Source organism: Paenibacillus sp. HW567 (genome assembly GCF_000374185.1).
Classification (GTDB): domain Bacteria; phylum Bacillota; class Bacilli; order Paenibacillales; family Paenibacillaceae; genus Paenibacillus_AQ.
On the sequence record NZ_KB910518.1, the window covers coordinates 3,810,436 to 3,827,662 of the forward strand.

Consider the following 17,227-nt stretch of genomic DNA (forward strand, 5'->3'; position numbering starts at 1 on the left):
TTTCTTCCGCTGCAATCGGCCTCAAATAGAGAAATCTGATTATAACAGCGGCCGGAAGTCCAAACATTCTGCGCAGTGGCGCCGCTGTCACCGGAATTCTAATTCAACTGTTTTGATTCATTATATATCCTCATCCCCCATTTAAAAGGAGCCGGTAACCATGAAACAATATTTAAAAATCGACGAGTGGTCCATTATTGAAGAATCCTTTGATCCTCAGACTCAGGAAATTTCCGAAAGCGTCTTTAGCCTCGGGAACGGATATATGGGCGGCCGCGCCAACTTTGAAGAAAAGTATAGCGGCCCGAGCCTGCAAGGCAGCTACATGGCCGGTGTCTACTACCCGGACAAAACGCGGGTCGGCTGGTGGAAAAACGGCTATCCCGAGTATTTTGCCAAAGTGCTGAACAGCACCAACTGGATCGGCATCAACATTGATATCGACGGTGTTCCGCTCGACTTGGCGGCTTGCACGGTAAGCAAATTCCGCAGGGTGCTGAACATGAAGGGCGGCACGCTCTTCCGCAGCTTCACAGCCACAACCGCTGAAGGCAAAGAGGTCCAGGTTGAGAGCATCCGTATGGTCAGCATGGCCCGCCGCGAGATCGGCGCAATCCGCTATTCCATCATCCCGGTGAATTTTGCCGGAGTACTTACCGTTACCCCTTATCTTGACGGCGATATCAAGAACAAAGACTCCAACTATGACGAGAAATTCTGGAACGAGGTAGAGAAGCAAGCGAACCCGGACGGCGGGCATCTCACGCTCAAGACGAAAAAGCTCGATTTTCACGTAACCTCGGCCTATCTCTTCGACATTCTGGTTAATGGTGAAACATTCGCAGGCGAAGCCGAAGCCATCCAGCAGGAGAAATACGTGGGCAGCAAGGCTAACCTTACGGTGCAGGCCGGTGATCAGGTCGTTATTTATAAATATGCCGCGAATGTCACCTCCCGCAATTACGGTCTGGGGCAATTGGTGGATGCTGCGCATACCCTGCTGCAGAGCGCCCGCGAAGCCGGATTTGTGGAGCTGTTGACTGAACAGGCTGAGGCTTGGAAAGAGAAATGGAAGGAAAGCGACATTATCATTGAAGGCGATGTGTCGGCGCAGCAGGCGATCCGTTTTAATATTTTTCAGTTGAATCAGACCTATACGGGTGAAGACGACCGGCTGAATATTGGACCGAAGGGTTTTACGGGGGAAAAATACGGCGGCAGCACCTACTGGGATACTGAAGCGTATTGTGTGCCGTTCTACTTGAGCACCGCCGATTCCACAATTGCCCGCAACCTGCTGATCTACCGCTACAAGCATCTGGAGAAAGCCAAGGAAAACGCCCGCAAGCTTGGCTTCAAAAAAGGCGCGCTCTATCCAATGGTCACGATGAACGGCGAGGAGTGCCACAATGAGTGGGAGATTACTTTTGAAGAGATCCACCGCAACGGCGCAATCGCTTATGCGATCTACAACTATGTGAACTACACCGGAGACAAAGCTTATCTCGGCCAATACGGCCTTGAGGTGCTGGTGGAAATCTCCCGCTTCTGGGAGGAGCGCGTACACTATGTGCCCCATAAGGACAAATATGTCATGCTGGGCGTGACCGGTCCGAACGAATACGAGAACAACGTCAACAATAACTGGTATACGAACCGGATTGCCGCCTGGACGATGGAATATACGCTGGAAGCTTTGGCATATTTGCAGGAGAATGAGTCCGCCCGTTACGCGGAGCTTGTTGACAAGCTGGGGCTGCTGAAGAACGAAACGGCGCAGTGGAATGAGATTATCGCCAAAATGTACTATCCGGCCGATGAAGAGCGCGGCATCTTCCTGCAGCAGGACGGCTTCCTCGACAAAGAGCTCATTCAGGTCAAGGATCTGCAGCCGGAGAACCTCCCGCTTAATCAAAAATGGTCCTGGGACCGCATCCTGCGCTCCTGCTTCATCAAACAGGCCGATGTGCTGCAGGGATTATATTTCCTCGGCGACCGCTATGATCTGGATACCAAAAAACGCAACTTCGACTTCTATGAGCCGATTACCGTACATGAGTCCTCGCTCTCCCCTTGTATTCATGCGATTCTTGCCTGCGAGCTGGGCTACAAGGACAAGGCTTATGAAATGTACCTGCGTACTTCGAGACTCGATCTCGACAACTACAACAACGATACGGAGGACGGCTGCCACTCCACAAGCATGGCGGGAACCTGGATGTCGATTGTTCACGGCTTCGGCGGACTCCGCGTGCAGGCAGACCGGCTGATCCTGAAGCCTTCCAATCCGGGACACTGGACCTCCTATTCGTTCAAAATCATGTTCCGCGGCTCCCGGCTGCAGGTTAACGTTACCGATGCACAGGTTACCGTTGTCAACGAAACCAATATTCCGGCGTCCATCACGATTCATGGCAAGGAGTATACCGTGAACGGCCTGAGCAGCATCACTGCTGAAGGCAGCTCCGTTGCGGTGTAATTTCTGCTATCGCCCCAAAGGCTATAAGCTACTTTGGGGCTTTTTATATATATTTCACTGGAAAATTGAATCAGCAAGAAAGGTATAGGGGAAATTTGGAAGTGTAGGAGCGGTAGCGTCCGCCTGAGAGCTTTCCGCAGGAAAGCTGGCCGTATGATTAGGCTATGTTTGGATTTCTACCGCAATTTGCGGTATTAATCAGGAAATCCAAACATAACAGCGGCCGAAACTCCACACTTTCCCCGGAGCCGACCTTGTTGCTGATTCAATTTTACCCCTCATTCAAAGGAGCTAGTTTCATATGAACAGAACCTTTTGGAAAGAAGCCGTAGTCTATCAAATCTATCCGCGCAGCTTTCAGGACAGCAATGGAGACGGAATTGGAGATTTGCAGGGAATCCTCTCGCGCCTCGACTATTTGCAGAAGCTTGGGGTCGATGTGATCTGGCTGTCACCGGTCTACAAATCGCCGAATGACGACAACGGGTATGATATCAGCAATTATGAAGATATTATGGATGAATTTGGCACGCTGAAAGACTGGGAGGAGCTGCTGGAGGGACTGCATGCACGCGGGATTAAGCTGATGATGGACCTTGTTATCAACCATTCCTCGGATGAGCATGCCTGGTTCGCCGAGTCGCGTTCCTCCAAGGATAATCCGTACCGCGATTACTATATCTGGCGCCCCGGCGGTCCGAACGGCGAAGCCCCGAACAACTGGAGCTCCATCTTCAGCGGGCCCGCCTGGGAGCTGGATGCGAGTACCGGGGAATACTACCTGCATCTGTTCTCGCGCAAGCAGCCGGATCTCAACTGGGAGAACCCGAAGCTGCGCGATGCGCTGTACAAGATGATTGCCTTTTGGCTGGATAAAGGTGTGGACGGGCTGCGGATGGACGTAATCAACATGATTTCCAAGGTCGAAGGGTTGCCTTCCGCCCAAGTTGAGGGACTTGCTCCCGGGGAGCTGGCCGGCGGCGGCGAGTATTTTATGAACGGCCCGCGCGTCCATGAATACCTCCAGGAGATGAACCGCAAGGTGCTCTCCAAATATGATATTATGACGGTCGGCGAAACTCCGGGAGCTAGTGTAGAGGATGCCATTCTGTACACGGATGAGGCGCGGCATGAGCTGCAGATGGTTTTCCAATTCGAGCATATGGATATCGACGCAGGTCCCGGGGGCAAATGGGATGTCACCCCCTGGAATCTGACCAAGCTGCGCGATATTTTACATAAATGGCAGGTTGGCCTGGCAGACCGCGGCTGGAACAGCCTGTACCTGAACAACCATGATCAGCCCCGGATGGTCTCGCGGTTCGGCAATGACCAGGAATACCGCGTAATTTCCGCCAAAATGCTCGCCACCCTGCTGCATACGCTCAAAGGCACGCCATACATTTACCAAGGCGAAGAAATCGGCATGATTAACGTGCAATTTCCTGCGCTGGAAGACTATCAGGATATCGAAATACACAATATGTACCGGGAAAAGGTAACCGAAGGCGGCGCGGATCATCAGACCGTTCTACAGGCGATCCATGCCAAAGGCCGCGACAATGCCCGCACGCCGATGCAGTGGGATGCCTCTCCGAATGCCGGCTTCACTGGCGGAACCCCTTGGCTGAAGCTCAATCCGAGCTATGAGACTATCAATGTGGAGCAGGCGCTGGCCGACCCGGATTCAGTCTTTTATTACTATCAGAAGCTGATCCGTCTGCGCAAAGAGCATCTCATTATGGTATACGGGGAATACAAGCTGCTCCTGCCGGAGCATGAAGATATTTATGCTTATACCCGGACTCTGGAGAATGAGCAGTGGCTGGTGCTGCTTAATTTCAGCAATGTGCCCCAAACGGTGGAGCTGCCGGAAGAATTGAGTGCCGTGACCGAAACCATCATCAGCAATTATCCGGAACCGCCGGCGGCAACGGACCGGGGAACGCTGCGCCCCTATGAAGCCAGAGTCTGCCGTCTGGGGGGCTGACTCCCTTTTCCTCTTGAGCTATACTTAGGGGATTAGGAGCATACACACAAACCTGTCTTCAATGAGCAGAGAATAACAGGACCGCTCCTCACTGGCATGATAGTATGGGTTCAAAGGGAGATGGCAAATTTGGAATGGCTGATCCGCATGAAAAATGCACTGGATTATATGGAAAGCAAGATGACGGAACCGCTGCACATCGAGGATGTTGCCAAGGTGGCTCATGTCTCTCCTTACCATTTTCAGCGTATGTTCGGCATGCTAACCGGAGTTACGGTAGCTGACTATATCCGCAAGCGCAGATTGACCTTGGCGGCTCAAGAGCTGGCTATTTCGAAACTCAGGGTGCTGGATGTGGCGCTGAAATACGGATATGACTCCCCCGAGGCATTCGCCAAAGCCTTCCGCAAGGCGCATGGGCTTACCCCCTCCGCCGCGCGTGAGCCCGGGGTGCAGCTCAAAGCGTTCCCCCGCCTCTCCTTCCATCTATCATTGAAGGGAGATCAGGAAATGGAATACAAGATCGTGGAGAAAGAGGCTTTTACCGTAATCGGCAAATCAATGGAGGTTACGACCCGAGACGGAGAAAATTTACGCAGAATTCCTGAGTTCTGGAAGGAAACCAATGTGGACGGCACTTACGATAAGCTGCTGGAGATTGGCGTCGACAAGGATCTGCTTGGCATTTGCATGAGCATGGACATGGAGAAGGAGCTGCTGTCCTACTGGATCGGTGTGGAAGGAACGCCCGAGACTGACCCGCAGGGCTATGAGACGGCAGTCGTTCCGGCAGCAAGCTGGGCTGTCTTCACCTCCGTTGGCCCGATGCCGCATGCGATTCAGAAGGTCTGGCAGCGGATCTTCCAGGAATGGTTCCCGTCCACAGGTTATGAGCATGCGGGCGGTCCCGAGTTCGAGCTGTATCCTCTGGGCGATACCCATGCGGAGAATTATGTCTGCGAGGTGTGGATTCCGGTAGTGAAGAAGTAATCTTAACAGATTAATAGTTTTGTTCTCAAGATCAACTGCCAGGGCGGTTGGTCTTGTTTTATATTATTTTTGTTTTGAGAATCCGGGCAGGCTTGATATAATATACAGATTATAGGACTTACATTACAGACTATTGTCATCCGAGAACCGGTGAAGGAGAAACCCATGTCTATCGTAAAAATCTTTTCAGACAGCACTTCCGATTTGCCGCAAGGCTGGAAGGAAACATATGATATCGGCGTCGTGCCGCTCTACGTCGTGTTCGAAGACGCTACCTACAAGGATGGCGTGGACATTACGCCAGAAGAAGTGTACCGCCGGGTAGCCGCGAAGGGAGTTCTGCCCAAGACGGCAGCACCATCGCCGGCGGATTTCATCGCTGCTTTTGAACCAGTGATCAGCAGTGGAGGAGATATCGTCTATATCAGCCTCTCCTCTGACCTTTCCTCTACATATCAGAATGCCCTGCTGGCTGCGGGAGAGTTCCCTGAAGGACGCGTGCAGGTCGTTGACTCCAAAACGTTGTGCGGCGGCATTGCTCTCCTGGTGATGAAGGCCGCCAGGGCGGCAGCACAAGGCCAGAGTGCCAAGGACATTGCCGCCATGCTGGAGCAGTGCCGTGACCGGGTGTCAACGGAATTTGTTGTGGATACGCTCGACTACCTGTACATGGGCGGACGCTGCTCCGGCATGACGAACTTTATCGGCAGCCTGCTTAAGATCCGGCCTGTCCTGCGGTTGATTGACGGTGCCATTGTGCCGGTCAGCAAAATTCGCGGCAAGAAGGAAAAGGCCGTCGAGCAAATGCTGCAGCATGCCCTGGTCAATGCCGGCCACATGGACAAGGAGCTTCTCATTGTTGTCCACACCCTCGCGGAAGAGGATGCCAAGTTTCTGGAGAAAGCCCTGCGCGAACAAACCACTGTCGATGAGATTGCCGTCATCCATGCCGGCTGCGTCATCGGAAGCCATTGCGGTCCCGCTACAGTAGGCCTCATGTATATTCACTAAAAGATTGCGCCCCCGTACTCCCAGCATTGTTGGAGGACGGGGTCGTTCATTCCATATCTATAGAACCGATACAATCCATGTAATCCAATATGCCGCTGGCACTAGCAATATCTGAGCAAGAATGGTTCCAAATAGCCGCGAAATCATTAATAACCCGAAAATCTTGTTAAGTGCAGCAACCTCTTTTTCTCCCCTAAGAACTTTATCCGTAATTAAACCCACTTGTGGATCAATAAGTATAGTAAGTAAAATAGTCGCCAATCCATTGATCATACCAGAAGATTGTGACGCGGAAATCGAGTATTGTTGTGTTAATGTAGAAGCAAGTAGAGCTGCTAACACACCGATTGTGTAAATTGCGGTCACCAGGCAATTGAGAATAACTAGCCTCTTGGGTATGCCACCGATCCGCAATTGCGACAGCATTGACAACTTAGGCGAACGCAAATGATATCGTGTATTATTTATCTTTTGAAAGGAAACCGAAGAACGGATCATTTGGGGCACAGACCCTGCCACTTCTAAATGGGATATGATCCTCGAAGCAAGCAACACAGCGGATGGAAACAGTAACAATGCTGTAAATGTCCCTACTGTAGCTGCACCGATTATAATCCTAAACTGATCAATTAAATTGTAATCTCCATTATGTTTTGCGAAGTCTATGATTTTACCCGTAAGTGGGCCCTGAACCATGTTAGCTGTTCTTGAAATGAGCAGTATAATCCCTGATAAGGACATAGCAACCGCTAATTTTCCTAAACGTACACCTGCCAAGCGAAGTGAATATGTAAGCGTCTCGGAAAGGTGAATTATAAAAGTAAATAAAGCTGCAAATAATACTTGCTCTAACATTTGAACACCTCATAACATTTATGATGATAGATTAGTAATATAATAAAGGTAAAAAAATCCCAGAAAAAGAGAAGCTATTCTGTTTTTATTTCCTGTTTTCGGCAGCACAAAAAAACAGCAAGCCTCCATCACAGGAGTCTTGCTGCTGCTGCTGTCTACAGTTCAATTCGAATGAATCTCTGCCCCGGTCTCTTCCTCTTGCTTCTCCTCTTCCTTGAGAAAAGGCAGCATGAAGCGGAAGGTGGAGCCCCGGCCTTCTTCGCTCTCTACAAAAATCGTTCCGCCCATCAGTTCAACAAGCTGCTTGCAGATCGCAAGGCCCAGTCCCGTGCCGCCGTATTTGCGGTTGATCAGCGGATGAAGCTGGGAGAAGGATTGGAACAGCAGATTCAGCTTGCTGTCAGCGATTCCCACACCCGTATCCCGAACCGAAAATTCCAGCAAATATTCCGTGGAAGCCGGAAGCAGAATATTCTTCACCGACAGGGTGACACTGCCCTGCTCCGTAAATTTCAGCGCGTTGCCGACTAGATTGACTATAATCTGCCGCAAGCGGCTAGGATCGGTGGTAACAATGGCCGGAACGCTGGTATCCGCCCACCACCGCAAGGCCAGCTTCTTCTCTTCCGCCTTGGGGGTGAATAAATCAATGATGTTCTCCAGCATCTCCCGCAGATCAAATCTCTCCGATTCCAGTTGCATTTTGCCGGCTTCCATTTTGCTGAAATCCAGAATGTCATTCAGAATCTTCAGCAGGTTGTAGCTGCTGCTGCGCAGAATTTCGGCGTAGGTGCGCTGCTCCTCCTCAAGCTCGGTCTCCAGCAGCAGATCGGCCATCCCGATCATTCCGTTCATAGGTGTGCGGATCTCATGACTCATCATTGCCAGGAAGTCTGCCTTGGCCTGAGCCGCCTGCTCGGCTGTTTCCTTGGCCTGAAGAATCTCCCGTTCATTCGTAACATCACTGAAGGAGACCACCACACCGCAGATGATTCTTTTATCCAGAAGCGGAGCAATCCGGTAGCTGACAAAAAAGCTGGTGCCGTCCTTCCGCCAGAAAATTTCCTCACTTTTAATGCGGGTAACACCGTCTTTCAGGGTCAGCCAGATTGGGCATTCAAACTTTTTATACCTTGATCCGTCTGCACGGACATGATGAATCTGATCAATGAGATTTATGCCTGCCAGCTCAGAAGGCATGTAACCCAGCATGTCCGCTCCCTCGCGGTTGATAAAGATCGTCCGGCCCTCCGTATCCAGCCCGAAAATCCCGGTGGAGACAGAATTCAGAATCAGGCTGAGATACCTGTCCTCCGCCATTTCCAGCACAAGCTCCGCTGTCTGCAGCTCCTGCGCTTCAGCGTTGACCGGCTCTTGCTCCCCTCCCGCTGCGCCGGCTTCTATCCATTCCGTAATTGTATCCTCACGGTCTCCACATGCCAGCAGTCTGCCGAACCAATCTTGCAGCGGAACAGGCAACAAGCGGCCCGCATCATACCGGATGATGGCAAATACACCGAAGATCCCTTCCGTGGCTTTTACCGGCACATACGTAATAACAACACTGCTGCTTCCCCCGCCCGCTTCCGGCTCCAGTTCAAATCCGGAGGTTATGCCTCCGAGTGCGGCAGCAAAATAATCCTCTCCAGGCATACGCAGCCGGATTCCAGCCGGTGGTTCCTTCGAGAGCTTCATCGTGATGTCAGTGTCAGGCGCAGCCCCAAAAGCACGGTTGCTGTCCACGTAGCGCCCCTGCCGGTCCAGAACAATGATCAGGTCGGGATGATGATCAAATAACACTTTGTAAGCACTCTCCTCAGAAAGCACCCGGCCCAGAATGGAATCCCGTTCTTTTTGCATAGCCCTCCTCCTACTGCATCAGCCCTGCGCTCTATCCAAAGCCTCAAGCATAATCTATATCATATGTATCTTAAGTCTCAGAAACTCATGAATATTAACTATTATAGCAAAAAAAACACGGCTGGTCGTCAAAAAACATTGCCGCAATGCGGTTTTTGATCGCAAAAAAACCTCCTGCAAAAGGGGTACGAATGCTGTTTGCATCCTTGCCCCGTCCTCGCAAAAGGTTCTTGTTAGCTGAAGCGGAGATTCACATTACAGATTATGCGATATCTTCGGTCTCAATATTACGGATCGCCAGATAGACGATGCATGCACCAAGCAGGCCGAGAACAATGGAAACCCCAAGCAGGTTGCCTATCTGGAAATCACCGGTGCCGGCAGAGACAAAGCATGTAACCAGCACTGAGGCGACAATCGTAGCGGACACGGATTTATTGCGCATTCCGAAATACAAAGGGATTAAGGCAATTCCGGCCGCACACACCGCATCTGTACCTATCCGGGTCAACTGAGACAAAAGCATGGACATCTCCAGTTGCTCCGGGATGAAATGGACAAAGGAATTCATACCTGCCAGAGCAGCGATAATTACGACATCCGATAGGATAATGCTGATTAATGTGAACAGAAACACAATGAGAATTTTGGCCATCATCAGCTTCTTGCGCGGGATGGGATACATGAAGAGTACGGTGATCGTGTTGTTCTTGTACTCGTTAATCACCAGCCTGCCTAACAGAACAGAGGCGAATATAATAAATGCAGCTTTGACAAGAGCATACAGTATTCCGAATATCTTGGGAAAGGTGTTGAATTCCCCCCCGTTTGCAGACCGGTCATCGTAAATAATCAGGAGCATTATGCCAAGAATGCAAAGGATAACAATAGCAAAGGCTTTGAGTATGCCTGTCAGCTTGTTTTTGTGGATTTCCAGTTGAATCAGCTTGAGCAATGTCTCCATCCCCTATCATGCAATATCCTTATGATCAATATTGTGAATCGCCAGGTAGGCAATGCCTGCGCCAAGCAGACTGAGGAAGATGGAGACTCCGAACAGGCTGCCCATCCGGAAATTGCCGAAGCCGGAAGAGATCAGACTGGTGACCAGCACTGCGGAAACAATGGTAGCGGGCACGGATTTTTTGCGCATCCCGAAGTACAAAGGAATCAAGGCAATTCCGGCCGCGTAGATCGCATCCGTACCGATCCGAATCAACTGAGACGGAAGCATCGACATCTGCAATTGTCCCGGAACCACATGGACGAAGGAATTAATACTTACCAGAATAGCGCTAATTACGATATCCGACAGGAGAACACTGATCAATGTGAACACGAATACGATGAGAATTTTGGCGATCATCAGCTTCTTGCGCGGGATAGGATACATGAAGAGTACGGTGATCGTGTTGTTCTTGTACTCCTCAATAACCAGCTTGCCTAACAGAACAGAGGCGAAGATAATAAATGCGGCTTTGGTAAACACATATACCCCTTCAAACATTTCAGGATAGGTGCCAAATTCTCCCCCGCCGTCACCACGGTCAATGAAAATAACCAGGATCATAAAGGCAAGAATGGCTAGGTTGACAATGGTCCAGCCTTTGAGTATGCCTGTCAGCTTGTTTTTACGGATTTCCAGTTGAATCAGCTTAAGCAATGCCTTCACCCCCCATCAGTTCCATAAAATGATCCTCCAGCGAGTGATGCTTCTTGCTCAGACTTTCCAACTCCACATCCGCTTCCGCCAGCGCTTTGTTCAATTCCAACTGCTGAATACCATCGTAAATCCGGATCGTGCGGGAGTCCAGCACTTTGAAGTTGGATAAGCCCAGCTTATGCTCCAGGATATAGACCGCCTTGCTGCACTCGCCCGTAATCAGCTCGATATATTGCGTGTTCTGGCTGCGGATGGTATCCATCGTCACTTCCTCAACAAGTACTCCTTCACGGATGACGCCGATCGTATCGGCGATCTGCTCGACCTCGCCCAGAATGTGGCTGGAGACCAGCAGCGTCATTCCGTATTCCCGGCTCAGCATGCGGAACACCTCGCGCAGCTCCTTAATCCCAAGCGGGTCCAGCCCGTTGATCGGCTCATCCAGAATGAGCAGCTCCGGCTTCGTCATCACCGCCCGCGCAATGCCCAGCCGCTGCTTCATCCCCAGGGAGAACTGCTTGACTGCTTTTTTATCCACGCCTGTCAGCTTCACCAGCTCCAGCGCTTCTTCCATCGCCTTGGTATCATAGTAGCCCATATACTCTCCGTGCAGCTTCAGATTCTCTCTGGCCGTCAGCTTGTCATAGAACACCGGGTATTCAATAATGCAGCCCATGCGCTTCAGCATTTCGTAGGACTGGTCTGTCATTTTCTCCCCGAAAAATTCAATCTCGCCCGCTGTCGGCTTCACCAGATTGGTGATCATTTTCATTACCGTGGTTTTGCCCGCGCCGTTCGGTCCCAGGAACCCGTATATTTCACCCTGCTTGATATTCATATTTACATGCTTCACAGCTTCTTTGCCCTGATATACTTTCGTTAAATCCCGCGTCCGCAGTATAGTGGTCATTTCCGTTATCCCCTTTGGCTTCTTCGTTTGTCTTCCTGGTTCTTATTGTACACAGCGGAATTTTCTTTTTTATTACCTGAATCTTACGAAAATCTTAAGCTGTGAAGTTTAGAAGGTCAGCCTGCGAAAAGACAGCGTAAACGCCGTTTTGACATACGGTTTGCTGGTCAGGGTGATGCTGCCGTTCATCTGCTCGGTCAGTCTTTTGGTGATGGTCAGACCCAGGCCGCTGCCCTGATAGTCCCGGTTGCGCGAATCCTCCAGCGTATACAGCCGCTCAAAAACCTTGTCCTGATGGCCTTCGGTAATCCCCTTGCCCCGGTCCCACACCTCTATGCACACTTGTCCCCCTTTGCTGTACAGCTTAAGTCCAAGCACCTTGCCGGCATCCCCGTACTTGATCGCGTTGGACAAAAGATTGGACAGCACCCGGTCCAGCGCCTCCTCATTGCCCATAATGTACATCGCCTCATCCGGGACCTCAATCTCCACCTCGCTGCCCTTGGCGCTCAGGATATCGTAAAAGGATAATATATTCCTCCGGCAGACCTCGCCCAGCTCCACCCGTGAGAGCGTGATTTCCTTGTCCCCCGACTCCAGCTTGGCCAGATCAAAAAAGCGGTTCATCATTCCGATCACTTCTCCCGCCTTCCCGTGAATCGTCCACAGAATGCGTTCCCGCTCCTCCTCCGTCATTGACTCATCATGGAGAATTGTTTCAATATAGCCGAGCACCACCGTCAGGGGGGTCTTGAGATCATGGGAGATATTCGCCAGCATGCTCCGCATCGACTTTTCCAGCCGGGCCAGCTCCACCGCTCCCTTGTGGTTAACATCCAGCAGCCGGTTCAAATCGGTAAGAAGCTGTTGCAGATACGGGTCGCTATTGAACAAGAGCAGCCTTTCATGCGAGCCCCGGTCCATAATGCTCTCCAGCTTGGTATGAGCATAATTGAGCGAGCGCGAGTGCTCCCGCAAACGCAGGTATTGCCACAGAATTACAAGCAGGAGCAGAGCAACCACTGCAATGAGAATAGCGGTCATTCCAGTACATCCCCCAGCTTATAGCCGATGCCCCATAATGTTTTGATGAACTCCGGCTTTGACGGGTCATCCTCAATTTTTTCGCGCAATCTGCGCATATGTACATTAATGACATTCTCGTCCCCGTAATATTCGTCTTCCCAGACGATGCTGTAAATCTGCGCTTTGGTGTACACACGGCCGGGGCTGCCCGCGAACAGCCTTAGGATATGGAATTCCTTGGCGGTCAGCTTGACCTCCTCCCCGTTCTTGAGCACCGAGAAATTATCGAGATCCACCGTAAGACCGCGCAGCGAAATAACATTTGCGCCGCCCCGGGCAGAAGCCGCTTCCTGCTCTTTGCTGCCCGCTGAGGCATATCCGGCCCGGCGGATCGCCGCCTTCACGCGTGCCGCCAGCTCGATCATCGAGAACGGCTTCGTTATATAATCATCCGCACCGAAGCCGAGGCCCAGCGCCTTATCCACATCACTGTCCTTGGCCGACATAATCAGTACAGGCACCAGGCTCGCGCTACGTATCGTCTGCAGCACATCCGTTCCGCTCCGTTTCGGGAGCATCAGGTCCAGCAGAACCAGGTCGTAGGCAGCGCCGCGATGAAACAGCTTTTCCGCAGCCTCTCCATCAAATGCTGTCTCAACCTCATACCCCTCTTTTACCAAATAAGAACGCACCATCTCACTTATCGCTTCATCATCTTCTATCAGCAGCACACGCTGTGGCATGAAATAACCTCCCTGGACTCAAAAAAATGCACTTGTTAAAGTATACCAAGCTTTGTCCCGGCTGTGCAGCGTTAAAAGCTTTTCTTCGGACCGGTTCTGATACAGGACGGCAAGATCACCCCCACCGCGATTGGTCTAATTGCACCGAGCCCTTAGGTATTCGTCCTGTGCGCCAAGTTGCCCATACAAAATAAGCTCTCCACGAACGATAGGATATCGTTTATGGAGAGCCTTTAACTCGGCTTTACCGCAGATTCAAACACCGCCTCATTGGCGGGGTGCGGCTGGCCCTAGCCCAATGGAGCAGAGCCAATTCAGCGCGACCTCATGCAGCACGTTGATGTTGTCTACCTGACAGTGTTCTAATCCGCCAAGCCGTCTATCCTCTACCGGGAAGAATGTCTTGTTTTTCGAACCTGCCTGCTCATAATTTTTCAAGGCCTGTGTCAGCGGATTTGGCTGAACCAGTATCTCTTCCGCTCCGTGCATTACAAGAAGCGGACATTCTATCTGGTGGAGCACGCCCTCAAGATCATAGGCAAAACGCGGATTATCCGCAAAATCATCCAAGCTGTTTGCCCCCAGAATTCTCATGCCGTGTGCGGCCAGACTCGGCGGCATCCATTTAAGCATTGCATCCCAGTCGAAGGCATGCGTGCCGCCGTCGGAGATGACGGCAGCAATCCTGTGATCGAACGAAGCGAATCGCAAAGAGTCGTAAGCTGCAAAACTCTCACCGTGCACGATAATCTTATCGGGATCGACCTCCGGCCGGGTTAGAAGAAAGTCGATTGCCCGGGAATGGAAAGCCTCACTGTCCGCTCGTCTTCCCTTTCCCTTTTCGTACAGCGAGAGGCCGGTGCCAGGCTGGTCATAGACCAGAAAGTTATACCCACAGGAAATAAAAGCGGGACCTAGCCAGAAATAGTTCTCAATAGACCACTCGTCTCCCCCGTTAAGAGCAAAAAGCGTTGGTTTCGGACCTTTTATCCAGGAAGGGGAGAAAAAGTAACCCTCCAGCTCGACATCTTCGTAATTGACCTGGATCTTCTCCGGTTGAACATCGAAGTACTTTCCGGCGGCTTCGAAGAGTTCATTTACCTTGTTAAATATACGGATTTTCTCGGTGTCATCGTCCATTACCGCATATTCCGCAATTCTGTAGTAATTGCAGGCCCGAATGTAGCAGTTTCGTGCTGTATACCAGTTTCCGGCCGTTTCAGCCTCTTTGCCGTGTTTTTCCAATGCCTGAGCCGTTAGGAGCCATTCCCTGTGCCATGTGTCCTTGTCATCGGGGTCGATTTTTTTGCAGGCCTCGTAAATCTCGGTGACGTCCGTAGCACCCAGGCTTGCCATACCTAAAGCTTTGGTGACCTGGTATGACATCATGTAGTGATCAGGCCAACGGCTGAACTCAATTGACATTGCAGCCTCCTCCTTTTCCAGTTCTGATTATTGTAGTTTTTTTACTACAAGTAATTTTTACAATACGAAGATAAAGCTTCTCTAAAAGAAAAATGAACGTTTGTAAAGAGCAAATTAAAAATTATAAAGAAAATCAGTGTAGTGCGGCCAAGGGAAGGCTGAATCGTATCCCCAAACCGCCATATTCGGAAGGGTAGGCGCCAATTTCGCCCCTATGGTGTTCAATAATGGATTTACAGCTTGCAAGACCCAGCCCCAGCCCGCCCTTTTGAATTTGCCGCGATTGATCCACAGTAAAAAATTTGAGGAACAGAGAGGAAATATCCTTATCCGGCACTCCAATTCCATTATCCTCGATTTGAAAAAAGGCATACTGTCCCAGCGGGTATCCGGTCATATACACTTTCAGCTTCTTTTTGCCTCCATATCTTACAGCATTGCTAAACAGGTTGCCGAAAACCCGGCGTACCATCGGTTCATTGACCATCAGCAATAGATTATCCGTGAATGAATGGCGGCAAGTAAGCTCGTTGTCATATCCCGCCAACTCATGCTCATATTCAAGGGCAATATTCTCAAATAATTTTGAGGCTATTACAGGTGTAGCTACCATAGATTCCAGCTCCAGTTTTTCTTTGGTGAAGCTGGAGAAATCATTGATGAGTTCAACCATAAATTCCGACTTCTTTTGAATCAAGTCATAATATTCCTGCTTTTCAGATTCCGGTAAATCCCTATGCGTAGCCAGCAGTTCAGTGAACCCATGAATAGAGGTCAAGGGTGTTTTCAAGTCGTGGGCAATTGCCGCAATCATATCGGTCTGCTCTTTGTGCGCGAGTTGAAGCCGATGCTCCATCTTGTTGAAGTGCTTATAAAGTTCTCCGATCTCGTCATTGCTTCTCAGAGCCAGCGGAGGCAGCGGATGTACAATATTCACTTCTTCGAGCCTGGTATTCAGAAGCTGAATGGGCTTCTCTATGCATCTATGAATATAGATGATCAGAACAGCAAATATGAAACAGGCAATTGCAAATATGGGCAGAAGCAATGCTATATATCGCGAGTCCAGCAATGAACTCTGTATAGGGGAATATAATGCAAAGACAAGCTTCAGGTACATTCCAATCGAAAACATGAACACTATAAACATCAGCAGGAACAAAAGAGGAAGCTTGATTTTCAGTTTCATACTATTGCTCTCTTTCCGTATATTTATATCCTATGCCCCAAATTGTTTTAATAAAGTCATATTCAGGACCAAGCTTCTTACGGATATTTTTGATATGAACCGTTACGGTATTTAATTCTCCGAATTCGTCTCCCCAGACGTTTTCATATATCTGCTCACGAGTCAATACATTATTGGGGTGGCGCATGAGGAAAGACAGAATCTGAAATTCTTTCGTTGATAAGTCGAGCCTCCTGCTATTCAGGAAGGCTTCAAACGTCTTATCGTTCAAAATGAGCGGAGAATCAGCCTTTTCGTTACTGGGATTAAGCTCATCCCACTCTTTAAACAGCCTGTCCATTTTTCTGAAGTGAGCCTTTATCCTGGAGGCAAGCTCCTGAATACTGAAAGGTTTGGTCATGTAATCGTCTGCTCCTATTTCAAGCCCGACAATTTTATCAATGTCCTTATCACGCGCACTTAAAAACAGAATGGGAACATTATAAGAACCTCGGATACTTCTGCAGACATCAAGTCCATCCATATCAGGCATTACTATATCAAGAACGATGAAATCAATGTGATTTTCCTCCAATGCGGATAAGGCTTCTTTCCCGGAGTATGCCGAAACTATTGTAAATTGCTCGAACCTTAAACTCTTTGTGATCAGTTGTACGATTTCTTCATCGTCGTCTACGACTAATATCGTTTTTAGCATATTTATACCTCCCGGCCGCTTTAAATGGACTGCATTTATAAACCAAGAGCCGCATAGAATTCTCGCATTAAAAAAAGTCGCGCTCAAAGCGCCTCTCCAGTCCCGGATAAGCTGGAAGAAGAGCTTGAGCAACGACCTGGGCAAGGCTCGCATTAACATCAAAAGGATGGATAGTGGTCAGGCAAATCCCGCCAAGGCACGCCAGAACGAGCTACCCACAACATTGCATTTAACATGATTCAATTGTCTTTTCCAATTCGTCCACCCTGCAACTCCAGCAATGGATCTCCGCAAAGTAATAGCCACGATAATTCCTCCTAAGTTGATAAATTACTCGGAAATTGTAAAATGATGCATAGGAATATTTTTCTAAATCTATAATAGCATTT

General features: G+C 49.9%; 15 protein-coding genes. 4 read left to right on the plus strand and 11 right to left on the minus strand.

The features are described 5' to 3' along the window. Nucleotides 1–160 precede the first annotated feature (160 nt). The 4 genes from B212_RS0117390 to B212_RS0117405 all read left to right on the plus strand — a co-directional run bounded on the left by B212_RS0117390 (nt 161) and on the right by B212_RS0117405 (nt 6,470). A complete protein-coding gene (locus B212_RS0117390) occupies nt 161–2,479 on the plus strand; it encodes a glycoside hydrolase family 65 protein (protein WP_019912224.1) in 2,319 nt (772 codons plus the stop codon). Between the two features lie 301 nt (nt 2,480–2,780). Next, a complete protein-coding gene (locus B212_RS0117395) occupies nt 2,781–4,469 on the plus strand; it encodes a glycoside hydrolase family 13 protein (RefSeq protein ID WP_019912225.1) in 1,689 nt (562 codons plus the stop codon). Nucleotides 4,470–4,598: 129 nt separating this feature from the next. Then, entirely contained in the window at nt 4,599–5,459 is an 861-nt protein-coding gene (locus B212_RS0117400; protein WP_019912226.1) for an effector binding domain-containing protein, read from the plus strand. A 165-nt stretch (nt 5,460–5,624) separates the two neighbouring features. Continuing rightward, on the plus strand, nt 5,625–6,470 hold the full coding sequence (locus tag B212_RS0117405; protein WP_019912227.1) for a DegV family protein: 846 nt from the start codon (nt 5,625–5,627) through the stop codon (nt 6,468–6,470). A gap of 57 nt (nt 6,471–6,527) precedes the next feature. Here the strand turns inward: B212_RS0117405 and B212_RS0117410 are convergent, their stop codons facing one another. From B212_RS0117410 to B212_RS35725, 11 genes are all read right to left on the minus strand, one after another. Then, entirely contained in the window at nt 6,528–7,325 is a 798-nt protein-coding gene (locus B212_RS0117410) for a lipid II flippase Amj family protein (protein ID WP_019912228.1), read from the minus strand. 162 nt (nt 7,326–7,487) lie between these two features. Then, complete coding sequence (locus B212_RS31735; RefSeq protein WP_019912229.1) at nt 7,488–9,185, minus strand: ATP-binding protein; 1,698 nt, start codon at nt 9,183–9,185, stop codon at nt 7,488–7,490. A 262-nt stretch (nt 9,186–9,447) separates the two neighbouring features. Continuing rightward, a complete protein-coding gene (locus B212_RS0117420) occupies nt 9,448–10,140 on the minus strand; it encodes an ABC transporter permease (protein ID WP_019912230.1) in 693 nt (230 codons plus the stop codon). A gap of 15 nt (nt 10,141–10,155) precedes the next feature. Beyond that, nucleotides 10,156–10,848: an ABC transporter permease gene (locus tag B212_RS0117425; RefSeq protein WP_019912231.1), complete on the minus strand. Its 693-nt coding sequence runs from the start codon at nt 10,846–10,848 to the stop codon at nt 10,156–10,158. After that, nucleotides 10,841–11,758, minus strand: coding sequence for an ABC transporter ATP-binding protein (locus B212_RS0117430; protein ID WP_019912232.1), 918 nt, complete (start codon nt 11,756–11,758; stop codon nt 10,841–10,843). The genes B212_RS0117425 and B212_RS0117430 overlap by 8 nt, the downstream gene beginning before the upstream one ends. Before the next feature lie 108 nt (nt 11,759–11,866). After that, nucleotides 11,867–12,802 carry a sensor histidine kinase gene (locus tag B212_RS0117435; protein WP_019912233.1) on the minus strand — a complete coding sequence of 312 codons (936 nt, stop codon included), beginning with the start codon at nt 12,800–12,802 and terminating at the stop codon, nt 11,867–11,869. Further along, a complete protein-coding gene (locus tag B212_RS0117440) occupies nt 12,799–13,527 on the minus strand; it encodes a response regulator transcription factor (protein WP_019912234.1) in 729 nt (242 codons plus the stop codon). The genes B212_RS0117435 and B212_RS0117440 overlap by 4 nt, the downstream gene beginning before the upstream one ends. Before the next feature lie 267 nt (nt 13,528–13,794). Continuing rightward, nucleotides 13,795–14,952 carry an alpha/beta hydrolase gene (locus B212_RS0117445; protein ID WP_019912235.1) on the minus strand — a complete coding sequence of 386 codons (1,158 nt, stop codon included), beginning with the start codon at nt 14,950–14,952 and terminating at the stop codon, nt 13,795–13,797. Nucleotides 14,953–15,085: 133 nt separating this feature from the next. Continuing rightward, nucleotides 15,086–16,141, minus strand: a complete 1,056-nt coding sequence (locus tag B212_RS0117450; RefSeq protein WP_019912236.1) for a HAMP domain-containing sensor histidine kinase — start codon at nt 16,139–16,141, stop codon at nt 15,086–15,088. 1 nt (nt 16,142) lies between these two features. Next, nucleotides 16,143–16,838 (minus strand): response regulator transcription factor, encoded by a 696-nt coding sequence (locus tag B212_RS0117455; protein WP_019912237.1) that lies wholly within the window; start codon nt 16,836–16,838, stop codon nt 16,143–16,145. A 177-nt stretch (nt 16,839–17,015) separates the two neighbouring features. Then, a complete protein-coding gene (locus tag B212_RS35725; RefSeq protein WP_269636942.1) occupies nt 17,016–17,144 on the minus strand; it encodes a hypothetical protein in 129 nt (42 codons plus the stop codon). Nucleotides 17,145–17,227 lie beyond the last annotated feature (83 nt).